This window comes from Haliscomenobacter sp. (assembly GCF_041740695.1).
Taxonomy (GTDB): Bacteria; Bacteroidota; Bacteroidia; order Chitinophagales; family Saprospiraceae; genus Haliscomenobacter.
The window spans coordinates 1-11,611 of sequence record NZ_JBGSLK010000042.1; the positions used below are offsets into that span (position 1 = coordinate 1).

General features: G+C 48.6%; 8 protein-coding genes. 3 read left to right on the top strand and 5 right to left on the bottom strand.

Annotated features, from left to right (window positions below; translation table 11 throughout):
* Window positions 1-76 precede the first annotated feature (76 nt).
* Window positions 77-1,465, top strand: a complete 1,389-nt coding sequence (locus tag ACEW9O_RS08745; RefSeq protein WP_373549769.1) for an MATE family efflux transporter — start codon at window positions 77-79, stop codon at window positions 1,463-1,465.
* 2 nt (window positions 1,466-1,467) lie between these two features.
* Here ACEW9O_RS08745 and ACEW9O_RS08750 read toward each other — a convergent pair whose 3' ends face one another.
* Complete coding sequence (locus ACEW9O_RS08750; protein WP_373549770.1) at window positions 1,468-2,739, bottom strand: aminotransferase class V-fold PLP-dependent enzyme; 1,272 nt, start codon at window positions 2,737-2,739, stop codon at window positions 1,468-1,470.
* A 69-nt stretch (window positions 2,740-2,808) separates the two neighbouring features.
* Here ACEW9O_RS08750 and ACEW9O_RS08755 point away from each other — a divergent pair, with 69 nt between their 5' ends.
* On the top strand, window positions 2,809-3,711 hold the full coding sequence (locus ACEW9O_RS08755; protein WP_373549771.1) for a DUF1684 domain-containing protein: 903 nt from the start codon (window positions 2,809-2,811) through the stop codon (window positions 3,709-3,711).
* A gap of 88 nt (window positions 3,712-3,799) precedes the next feature.
* Here ACEW9O_RS08755 and ACEW9O_RS08760 read toward each other — a convergent pair whose 3' ends face one another.
* The 4 genes from ACEW9O_RS08760 to ACEW9O_RS08775 all read right to left on the bottom strand — a co-directional run bounded on the left by ACEW9O_RS08760 (window position 3,800) and on the right by ACEW9O_RS08775 (window position 10,690).
* A complete protein-coding gene (locus ACEW9O_RS08760) occupies window positions 3,800-5,431 on the bottom strand; it encodes a hypothetical protein (RefSeq protein ID WP_373549772.1) in 1,632 nt (543 codons plus the stop codon).
* A 104-nt stretch (window positions 5,432-5,535) separates the two neighbouring features.
* Complete coding sequence (locus tag ACEW9O_RS08765; RefSeq protein WP_373549773.1) at window positions 5,536-8,679, bottom strand: tetratricopeptide repeat protein; 3,144 nt, start codon at window positions 8,677-8,679, stop codon at window positions 5,536-5,538.
* A gap of 238 nt (window positions 8,680-8,917) precedes the next feature.
* Window positions 8,918-9,532, bottom strand: a complete 615-nt coding sequence (pncA, locus tag ACEW9O_RS08770; protein WP_373549774.1) for a bifunctional nicotinamidase/pyrazinamidase — start codon at window positions 9,530-9,532, stop codon at window positions 8,918-8,920.
* A 6-nt stretch (window positions 9,533-9,538) separates the two neighbouring features.
* The gene (locus ACEW9O_RS08775; protein ID WP_373549775.1) at window positions 9,539-10,690 is read right to left on the bottom strand and encodes a hypothetical protein; all 1,152 of its coding nucleotides are present in this window, start codon (window positions 10,688-10,690) and stop codon (window positions 9,539-9,541) included.
* Window positions 10,691-10,810: 120 nt separating this feature from the next.
* On the opposite strand from ACEW9O_RS08775, the gene cdaA reads away from it, so the two are divergent.
* On the top strand, window positions 10,811-11,611 hold the full coding sequence (gene cdaA / locus ACEW9O_RS08780) for a diadenylate cyclase CdaA (RefSeq protein WP_373549776.1): 801 nt from the start codon (window positions 10,811-10,813) through the stop codon (window positions 11,609-11,611).

Here is an 11,611-nt window from a genome sequence, read left to right on the forward strand (position 1 = left end):
ACGGTCACTGAGCGAAGCCGAAGTGCCGATGAGATTGAATGATCCAACCCCGGAACCCTAACCACCTTTTTCAGCTATGCAAGATTCAACTCTGACTGTTATCCTCGACGCCATTAAAGGCAAAGAGCGCGATTACACTACTGGAAATTTAAATCAAGCCCTCTTCATTCTGGCCATTCCCATGGTCATTGAGATGTTTATGGAATCCTTGTTTGCGCTGGTCGACATCTTTTTTGTCTCCCAGGTGGGTGTGGATGCCGTAACCACCATTGGGCTCACCGAAGCGATCCTCACCCTCATTTATTCGGTTGCGATTGGTTGTAGTTCTGGCGCTACGGCCTTGGTCGCGCGGCGCATTGGTGAAAAAAATCCCGAGGCGGCTTCTTTTACAGCTTTCCAAGCATTGATGGTCGGGGTAATTTTTGGGATTGTAACGGGTATTCTTGGGTTCATTTTCGCCGAAGACATCCTGCGCTTTATGGGGGCTAGCCCGGAGGTATTAAAAACAGGGCTTAACTTTGTGCGCATCATGTTTGGCTCCAACGTGGTGATCTTGCTGCTGTTTTTGCTCAATGGGGTATTCAGGGGCTCGGGTGATCCGGCAATTGCCATGCGTACGCTGCTGATCGCAAATGGACTGAACATCATTTTGGACCCGATATTTATTTTTGGCCTAGGCCCTATTCCAGCAATGGGTGTGACGGGTGCGGCCATTGCCACCACTATGGGCCGCAGCATTGGGGTGCTTTACCAATTGTACAACCTGTTTTGGGGCAAGGGGGCCATTCAGATTAAGCGCAAGATGATGAAAATTGATTTGGGCATCATCAAACGTTTGCTGGAGGTATCCATTTCGGGGGCGATTCAGTTCATCATTGCTTCGGCGAGTTGGATTTTTTTGATGCGCATCATTTCTCGTTTCGGCAGCGAGTCGGTGGCAGGTTATACCATTGGCATCCGGGTGATCATTTTTGCGTTGTTGCCTTCCTGGGGTCTGGCGAACGCTGCAGCTACGCTGGTAGGCCAAAATCTGGGGGCCAAACAACCCGATCGGGCGGAAACATCGGCATGGCGGGCCGGGTACTTCAATACCATATTTTTGCTGGGGGTGTCGGTGGTCTGTATTGTTTTTGCACCCTTTTTTATGACCTTTTTCACCGACCTGCCGCAGGTGACCAAGATCGGCATAATGACCCTGCGCATCCTCAGTATTGGCAACGTCATGTACTCCTTCGGGATGGTGATCAGCCAGGCATTCAACGGTGCTGGGGACACCCGTACGCCGATGATCGTGAATTTCATCTGTTTTTGGCTGATTGAAATTCCACTGGCCTATTTTCTTGCCATAACGATGGATTTGGAAGTGCTGGGCATTTGTATTGCCGTACCTGCCAGTGAAAGTTTGTTGGCGGTGGTTTTGATTGTGATTTTTCGGAAGGGGAAATGGAAGGAGATTGCGGTGTGAAATCACCCAGCCAACTCCTTCAAAGCCCCCACAAACACATCCAACTCCCTCGTGCTCACGTACAAATGCGGCGTCACCCGGACTCCATGTACATTCGCATAATCGATCGCCACGGTGAAAATTTTGTATTTTTCCATCAAGGTTTTCGCCAGATCAGCCGGTTTAATGCCCTGGATGCCCACGTTGGCAATGCCACAGGAACGCTGGGGATCGGCGGGAGTATTGAGCATAATTTTGGGGTGATTGCGCACCTGGTCCGTCCAGTAGTGTTGCAGGTAACGCAAGCGGGCTTCCTTGCGTTGGATGCCGATCATTTCATGGAAGCGGATGGCATCCAAAATGGCTAGGTCGGTGGCTACGGGGTGGGTGCCGGTGTGGTTGAGTTTGCGGATGTCGTCGTCGGCAAAACCCATGTCGCCGAAGAGTTGCCAGATTTTGGCGATTTTCTCCTTGCGCACATATAAGATGCCTGCTCCCAGTGGGTTGCCCAGCCACTTGTGCAAACTACTGCCGTAATAATCACAACCCAGGTCACTGATTTTAAAGTCCAAATGGGCAAAGGCGTGTGCCCCATCCACCATTACCTCCACCCCATGCCGATGGGCCATGTCCACGATTTTTTTCACAGGCAAAATGTGTCCAGTGATGTTGATTAGGTGGCAGATCATCAACAAGCGGGTCTTTGGCGTGATGGCTTTTTCGTAAAGCGTCACAATTTCTTCGTCTGAGGCGGGATGGAGTGGCACCGATACCATCTTGTTGACGATGCCGTAGCGCCGCGCCTGTAGTTTGAACATGTCCAACATGGCACCGTAATCCTGTTCCGACATCAGGGCCTCGTCCCCAGGTTTCCAATCAATGCCCGCGATGATGGTATCCAGTGATTCGGTGGTATTGCGGGTGATGATGAGTTCTTCGGTGGCACAGCCCAACAAACGCGCCAGGGCTTGTCGGGAAGCCAGTTTATCCTCCCCTTGCCGGGTGCGCATGTAGTAGGACGAAACGGCGTTGACGCGCTGAATGTGCCCGATGTAGTTGTCCAACACCTCTTTTGCCGCGAGGGAATAATAGCCGTTTTCGAGGTGGATAAAATCCTTGGTGACACCATAAGCGGCGCGGATTTTTTGCCAAAAAGCATCATCCTTTGCCAGTTCCTGTGGCTGAATGTGTTCAATTTCCTGAAAAAATGATTCCATAGATTTGCTTGGAAGTATGGCTCCCCCGCTGAGCGTGGCGATGGTTTGTAAAAATTGGCGTTTGTTGAACAACTTCATGAGTGGCAATTTTGTTGAAACACTACTTAATCGATGGATTTTTTATCTTTACCCTCAAAGACCAATGATATGCTTCAATCCAATATTTATAAAACGGGGCTTTGGGTTATTGCTGTTGCTTTGCTGAGCTTCAGCTATGGCACCGACCCAAAATATATAGAAGAAATCAAAAACTGGCAAAAAGAGCGTGTCGAATCTTTGAAAAAAGAGGATGGCTGGCTGAATTTGGCGGGCTTGTATTGGTTGAGGCCGGGTAGCAATACCTTTGGTGCCGATGCTGGGAACCAGCTCGTCTTTCCCAAGGGTAAAAGTGCAGCTCAACTGGGGCGTTTGATTTTAGAAAATGGCGAAGTTTGGGTGGAAAGTAAGACCGAGGCCGAAGTATGGCAGGGAGAAAACCGGGTGGAAAAGTTGAAAATCTTCAGCCCAGGAAATGCACCATTGGTTTTGCGTCACGGCTCCTTGCGTTGGTTTGTGATCAAGCGGGGTGAAAAATACGGCATCCGCCTGCGCGACCTGGAGCACCCCAACCTGAGTCATTTTACGGGCATTGAGTCCTACCCTATTGATGCCAAATGGAAAGTGGAAGCCAAATTGGAAAAATTCCCGGAAGAGAAAAAGATTGCGATTACCGATGTCTTGGGACAAACGAGCATGCAGCCCTCCTCCGGAGCTTTGGTTTTTACGCTCAAAGGAAAAACTTACCGTTTGGATCCCATTGACGAAGGGGATCAATTTTTTATTTTGTTTGGCGATAAAACCAATGCAAAGCATACCTACCAATCTGGGCGTTTTTTATACGCCCAAAAGCCTGCGGCGGGTAGCAATACGGTGATTTTGGATTTTAACAAGGCGTACAATCCACCTTGTGCTTTTACGGAATTCGCGACTTGTCCGCTTCCTCCGGCGCAGAATGTATTGAATGTGGCGGTACAGGCGGGAGAGAAAAGGTATGGGGAGGGGCACCCGTAGAGACACACGGCTGTGCGTCTTTTTGCATCCAGCACTAGCATAGAGACGCACGGCCGTGCGTCTCTACACCACGGCCGTGCGTATTAACCTAAAACCTTGCCGTCAAACCCACCAGGCCATTCATGCCCAGCACTGGGTAATGCTGCCAGCGTTGGCGGCGGTTGTCCAGCAGGTTATTGAGGCGGGCAAAAAGTCCAATATTATCGGTCAGTTGGTATTCGGCACCAGCACTCACGTCGTATAGCGGAGTCAAGCTACGGGATTCGTTGTTGGTGGTGCGGGCGGGTACTCCGTTTTGCAGAAATAAATCTGCCCGTACTTTCAATTTTTCATCCAACAACCTCATCACTGCCCCTACATTTAAAGTCAAAGCAGGCAGGTGCCAAGGTTTCTCCTCTCTTTGCAGATCAAATACATTTTGGCTGAAGGCCGCAATCAAGCCCAGGTTGTCGAACAACTGGGTCGAAATTTCGCCACTGATGGTGACGATATTGGCGGTGTCGTACAACACATTGAAGCGAGGAATGGAATCCCCATTGGTCACGTACAAAGCCAGGTTATCCACAGTTTTATAGCCAACTTGCCCACGGTATTTGACGCCCTTATACTCCCCTTTGATCCCCCCGAAGAAGTTGTAGTAAAAGGAGTTGCGGATGTCTACCCGGGAAGACAAAAATGGATTGTAATCGGTCAGATTGCGGAAGTTGTTCTTTTGCAGCCCCCCTTCAATCCCCGCAAAAGCAGTGATCAGGTTGTCCACTACATTGACCGATGCTTCCACATCAGGATAGATGTAGTACTCATCGGCGTGAGAAGCGATATTGGCCCCCACTTTGAAACGGAACCGATCAGAATGGAAACCAAAATTGGGTTTGAGGAAAAAGTTGTTCAAACTTTGGCTGGTCGTATCCTCATAACCCGTAAAGTCCGTTTGCAGGGTGACACTCAGCGGATGTTTTTTGTCAAACCATTTGGTGCCCGTCAAAGCCAGATCGAAGCCCGTTTCCCGCGCCGCATAGTTGTCTTCCATGGCATACAAATTCACACTGGCGCTGTAGTTGAAATCCGCTACAGTTGGTTCACTGTTGTACACTTTAGCCTTGGCATAGAAGGTATTGAACCGCTGCTTTACATCTTTGGCATCGTAGGTCAACTGGGTAGGAAAATCATCGTCGAGGTCGTTGTAGCCATAAAAATACAAGGTATTGGTTTTGAATCCCAGATCCCCCATCAACGAGAAACCTTTGTCGGTTTTATACGTAGCACTACCATTGACTTCAGAAGTACTAAATCGCTGGTTTTCAACTTTTTTGCTGTTATCTGCGGAGTAGTGATTGAGGTCGATGCCCACAGTCAGGTTATCCGTAGCGACAAAGTCGTGCGAACCGTCAAAGTAGAAAGCCCGAGGGAAACCCATCCCACCTTGTAAATAGGTTTTGTACACATCCGCCGTAGGATCGGTACGCCATTCCAGCGGCCGGATTTTGGGGGCGGGATAGTTGACGTTCAAAGGTTTGGCCAAGATGTTGTAGAACTGCCGACGATTGGCGGTATCAATTGCGGGCAACACAGGTGGCACCACAAAACGCTCCGCGTCGATCAAACGGGCATTGAACTGCTTGATGACGTCGACCGATTCGGTAGGCAAGGTTTTTTGAGCCATGCTGGCGCTGCCGAAGCAAAAGAATAAGGCGGCCAGGAAGATATATTGTTTGTACATGATTGTTTACTTTAATGGTTGAGAAGGTTGAGGGAGGTTAAGAAAGTTGAAGCATTGAAACGGTCACTGAGCGAAGTCGAAGTGCCGTTTTTAATTGCTCAACTTTAATTGCCGCCGCCACTCTTCTGGAACTCCAACACATTACTTTCCGGAGTTTTGTTCAGCGGTGAACTGGCTTCAATTTGTTTGTTGATTTGGGCCAAACGGGTTTTAGCGGTATTCACCAAATCTTTGTCATCGTCAAAGTTTTCCAGCAATGCTTCCAAAGCTGCTTTGGCGTTGTACAAGTCCCCTTTGTCTGCAAATACATCCGCCAACAGGAGTACACTCTTTGCCACCCAAAATGGGTAAGCGGAGCTTTTTTGATTGGCTTCCAAACACAATTGTTGCGCGCGGTCCAAATTGCGTTGCTTGTAGTTGATAAACGCGATGAGGTAGCGGGCTTCCGCAGTTTGTTCGTTGTCGCTGGTTTGCACTACTTTTTGCAAGGCTGGCAAGGCATTGGTAAAGTCATTGTTGTCAAAAGCCTGCTTACCAATGTAGAAATTAGCGGTGGCGATTTGGGATGCATTGGCACGTGGGTTGCTGGCTACTTTTTGGGCCAGGGCAGCCACTGCTGATTTGTTGCCGGCCCGGTATGCACTGCGCATGGCACCGAGTTGGGCTTCAAAGATGATGTTTTCATCCGTGCTGGCCTTTTCCAAATCAGAATAATACTTGAAAGCCTTGTTAAAATCCAACTCGTGGTTGTAAGCGATTACCGCACCTTTTTCCAAACCTTTTACGTAGAATTTACCCGCACCTTGCTGGATGATCCAATCGTAATCTTTCAACGCCAGGCTGTATTGCTGGGTGGCCACATAAGAATCACCCCGGTGGAAATAAGCCATTGGCAAATACAAACCCTGGGAAAAAGAACGGATGTAACTAGTGAACCCTTCGATGGCGCGTGGATAATCCGCGTTTTCGTACTTGATTTCGGCAGCGCGAAAGTTGATCGAGTCGCGTTTGAGGTTGTCCACTTTGTAGCCAGGAATGGTTTCCAGGAATGCAAAATATTCGCCGGGCTTGCCCAGGTCTTTGACGTAAATTTCTTCCAGCGAAGCACGAGCCAGATTGGCTTCATTGGCTTCGGGGCTATTTTTAAATACCTGTTTGTAGTAATTGATCGCCCCATCGTAGTTGCCCGCATTGTAGTTGATCAAGCCCAGGGCCAGGAAGCCTTGATTGACCAGCGGCGATTTGCCCCGGTACTTGGTGACCAGGTTTTGCAGGTGAGGGATGGCGTCGTTGGCGCGGCCAATTTCTTGGTAGGTTTGTCCAATGCGCAAGAGGGCATCGTCGGCAAATTCAGAACCCGGGAAATCTCGCGTTAGGCGCTCCAGCGCAGCAATTTCTTCCGTTCTGCGGCCACGCAAACCTTCAATGATCGCCTTTTGGTAAATGGCATAATCAAAACCGCCGTATTTGCGGTCGATGGCTTCGTTGTAATAGCGCAAGGCGTTGTCGTACTGATTGAACTTGAAGTACGAGTCCCCCAGGCGCAGGGTAGCGTCACCCAGGACGTTATTGGCCACTTTGTCGTTGCGGTACTGGCTGCGGTTGCGGTTGATGCCATCCACCGTAGCCTGGAAAAAGCCACGCGCACGCTCATAGTTGTCTTGTTTAATCAGGTTGTAACCCTGGATATAGTTGGCAGTTGCTACTGAAGATTCTTCAGGCAAATTGCTGATGCTACGGGACAAGCCGAGGAAACGATCCATGAATTGGGCACTTTCCTGGTAGTTCTTCTCGCGGTGGGCCACGTCACCCAGCCAAAACAGGGCAACGGCTTGAACGCTCATGTCTAGCGGGTTCTCCAGTGATTTTTGCAAAATCTCCCGGGCAGCCTGGTTTTCATTGTTTTGCAACAACTGCAAACCGCGGTTTACGGCTACTTTTTGGTAAGTTGCCTGCATTTGAGGTTGCAAACCACCTCCATTGCGGCGACGGATGTCGTTGATGATTTCCAGTGCTTGTTGGTAATCGCGGTAGTTGAGCAATACATCGGCCAGGAGGCGTTGCGCATCCTGGTAGTAGCGCGAATTAGGCGCGAAATCGGTAAGGTTGGCTACTGCTTCACGGGGCTGGTTCAACTCATAGGCCAACTTGGCGTAGTTGAAGGTCGCTTCTTCTTTGATGAGCGGGTCAAAATTTAAACGTTTGGCTGCTGCCAGGGCATTCAAAGCGTTGTTCTTTTGGTTGACTTTCAGGTAACAGTCGGCCAGATAGAACATGGCGTTTTGGCCAATGGGTGACTCGGCGCCAGATAAAGGCTTCAAGGTCTGAATTGCCTTTTGGAAATTGCCCGTTTGGTATTGGGTATAACCAATTTGGTACAATTCTTCTTCGCGTAGTTTCTTGGAGTTCTCTTGGTAATACTCCAAATAAGGCAGTGCCCGTTGGTAGTTGCCCAATTCGAAATAGGATTGACCCACCAGTTGCTGAATTTCCTTCAAGTCGCGAATACCTTTGTCGTTGGCCTTGGGCTCAGCGTAGGCAATTACATCCTGGTATTTTTTCTGCGCAAACAGAATTTGGGTCAAATAAAAAGGAATATAAGGCCGGTAAGTTGGGTTGTTCTCCACAATTTGCAAGGAGGTTGCCGCCTGGGCATAATCGCCTTCAAAAAAAGAGCTCAGACCCATGTAATAATTGGCTGGTGCATAATAATCCCCGTCCGCTTCTGCAATTACATCGCGGAAGAAAGATTTGGCAAGGTTGAATTCCTTTGAGGCAAAATTGGCATACCCCTGGCGGAAGCGCATCTGGGTCAGGGTGCTTTTGGACATTCCCAAGGTGGGGACTTCATTGTAAAACTCCAGCGCCTTGGCATAATCCGACACGTTGAAGTAATAGTTGCCCATGTCCATCAAGGCTTCCTGGTATTCAGGATCGGGACGATAAGAGCGGATGAAATCCATGGTCATGATTTCACCTTCCTTTTGGCGCAATTCTACGGCACATTTGGCCATGTATAAAGCTGCACGGGTCCGAAAGCCTTCCGCAACGGTTTCGTTGACGGGCAGGCTCAGGTCGATGGCTTTTTGAAATTCACGTTTGGCTTTGGCCAAAACGCCTTGTTCGTACAGCGTTACGCCGCGTTTGAAAGCTCGGTTGGCTTCGGTGTACACCGCTGTTTGCTGCGCTTGAAGGGAGAGGAAGCAAAACAGCAGTAAAGGCAACAAAAGAACCTTTTTGGTCATCATCTTTGTTTGATTATCCATTTAGGGATTCAAGTACCAATTCATGATAAAAAAACTGGCACTTATGTCTTGTAGACCAAATAATTGGATGCATGATCCAACGTTTTACCCTACAGATTTAACCCAATAAAGGGAGAAATTTATAAAATTTTAACATAACGAGGAAGTTCAAGAGTGGAAGTGTTGAGGCTATCGCAACGTTTTTGACGAAGACCTTGTCTAACTTCAACCTTTCAACGCTTCAACTTGTTTCACTCGACTGTATTAAGTTTGCTCCTTTGCTTTGCATATCACTGAGCGCTTGGGCTACATCACCTGCCTGGAGGTTCACGCCGCGGCAGGCGTCTTCGATCAAATTGACGGTAAAGCCCAATTCCAAGGCGTCCAGCACAGTGAATTTCACACAATAATCGGTGGCGATGCCCATGACCCACAATTCCGTCACTCCTTGTGCTTTGAGGTAATCTCCAAGACCTGTCGCTTTGCGGTGGCCATTGTCAAAAAAACCGCTGTAGCTATCAATTTCAGGATCGGTGCCTTTGACAAACACTTTGTGAATGCCTGCGGTATTCAGGTCTTTGACAAATTCGGCACCAAAACTTTCCTGTACGCAGTGAATCGGCCAAAGTACCTGGGAGAGACCGTTGAGGTCGATCATTTGTCCGGGCCTGCGCCAAGGGTGGTTGGCAGCAAAGCTACCGTGGGTAGCGGGGTGCCAGTCTTGGGTTGCTAGTACCAGTTCAAATTTGGGCATCAGTTCATTGGCAATCGGAATCAGCAAGTTGCCTTCATCAACGGCTAAGGCACCGCCGGGGCAAAAGTCGTTTTGTAAATCAATCAGTAGAAGGGTTTTCATTACGAGTTATTTGTCTAAACAAGCCAGTTGTTTCATGAAAAAATCCAGTTGATATACTTCGTATTCCTCATAGCCACTGCTCCAAAAGACCCGAATTTTATCCACTTCACTTTTTTCCAAAAAGCCCAACTGATCCGAAGCAATGCCATAATGCACGCGGTAGGTCAGCAGGTTTTCCCGGGTGTCATAACTACCCCGATCCATAGTGCCTGATTTTAGGTTGATGAAGTCGCCATTGATCAGGCGAATGGTCAGGATGCTCCCTTTTTCGATAAAACCATACGCTTCTTTGGCATTGGGGGTGGAAAAAGTGAATTCCAGGGTCAAAAAACGATAACCTCCATCCAGGCTGCTCAGAAAACCTTTACAGCTCAGGTATTCTTTGTCTTTGAGGAAGATGCGCAATTTTTCGTCCGTAAAACTGAAGAGGTGCTGGGCATCCAATTCTTTGCGGATGCGCCCATTGCTGGGATCTTTGCCGTTGAATTTGAATTTGCACTGCACCTGTTTTTCCAAACCGTAATAAGGGTTGGTCTTGACAAAATCCTGGTAATAGGGCGTAGTGGGATTGATGGAGGAGAAAAAATCGGCAGACAATGCGTCGGCTTTGGGGTAGTAAATTTGGTTTCTGCGCGTCGTTTCAGCGGCTTTAAATACTTCCAGGATGTTGCCTTTTTTGGTCAGCTCATCGGCTTTGGACAATTCCTGTTGGGCAATCAAGGCTTCGCTTTTGGATTCTACTTCCGTTTTTCGGGCCGCGCTGAGGCGGATATTGAGGCGGCGCAGGTTTTCACTTTCGGCGGCTTCTCGAGTGGAAGCGGTGTTGAAGTCCTGCTCCAACTTCATGCGCTGTTCGGTCGCTTTGCTGGCTCTATCGTGGGCAATATCGGCGGCTTCCCGCGCCAACTGCGCCCGACGAGTGGCGATTTTGAGGGCATCCTGTTCGGTGATGAGCACGGGGTTGTCAAAAGGGGTTACTGAGGCTTCGTATACGGGATAGTCGCTGCCTCCGCCACTTTTTTTCTCGTTGAAATATTTCCAGGTACCGTCGGGGTAAACAATAATCTTTTCGCCATGTGCATTTTGACGAATGACTTGTGCCGACAAATAGGTACAGGCAGAACAGACTGAGATGACTAGTAATAAACGTGTTTTCATGCTGTATGTGGATGGCTTCCTAATTGGGACGATGATCAAGCACAAAAATAACGATAATTCACCCGTAAAAAGTGGACAACTTGCGCTATTTGTATCATTTTTGCATGGTCAACAAAAAATATGCTCTTACTTTTTAAAATAGGCTTTTTACCAATCCGCATTTGGGACTTGTTGGATATCTTGATCGTAGGGTATTTGATCTACCTCATTTATCGCCTCTTGCGTGGCAATATCGCTTTCAATATTTTCATTGGAGTGCTCACTTTGTACGTATTTTACTGGTTGGTACGCCAACTGGAAATGCAATTGCTTTCGGCGGTGCTCGACAAGTTTGTGAGTGTAGGTGTGATCGTGATCGTGATCATTTTCCAGCAAGAAGTACGCAATTTTTTGTTGTTGTTGGGCAAAAACACCTTGCAGCAACGCTCCAATTTTTTGGTAAAAATCCTACTGGGGCGCAGCGACACTGAACCGCAGAAGGACATGTCCAAAGAGTTGAAAGCCGTCAAAACCGCCCTTTTACACCTGAGCGCCCAACAAACCGGGGCACTGATCATCCTGGCCAAAGACACCAACATGAACAGCCTGGCTTATCCAGGTATTCCCATCAATGCCAACATCAGTGAACAACTACTAGAGAGTATTTTCAATAAAACCAGCCCTTTGCACGATGGAGCAGTGATGCTGCGCAAAGGAAAAATCCTGTCGGCAGGTGGGGTGCTACCACTCTCCGAAAGTTCCAATCTTCCGCCCAAAGTGGGTTTGCGCCACCGGGCAGCGGTGGGTGCGAGCGAGCAGTTGAACGTAGCTGCGATTGTGGTTTCGGAAGAAACTGGGCAGATCAGTTGGGCTTATGATGGGGTGTTGACGCAGGATTTGGGAGAAGAGGAATTGGAGGCGCTGTTGGTGCAGCATATGTAG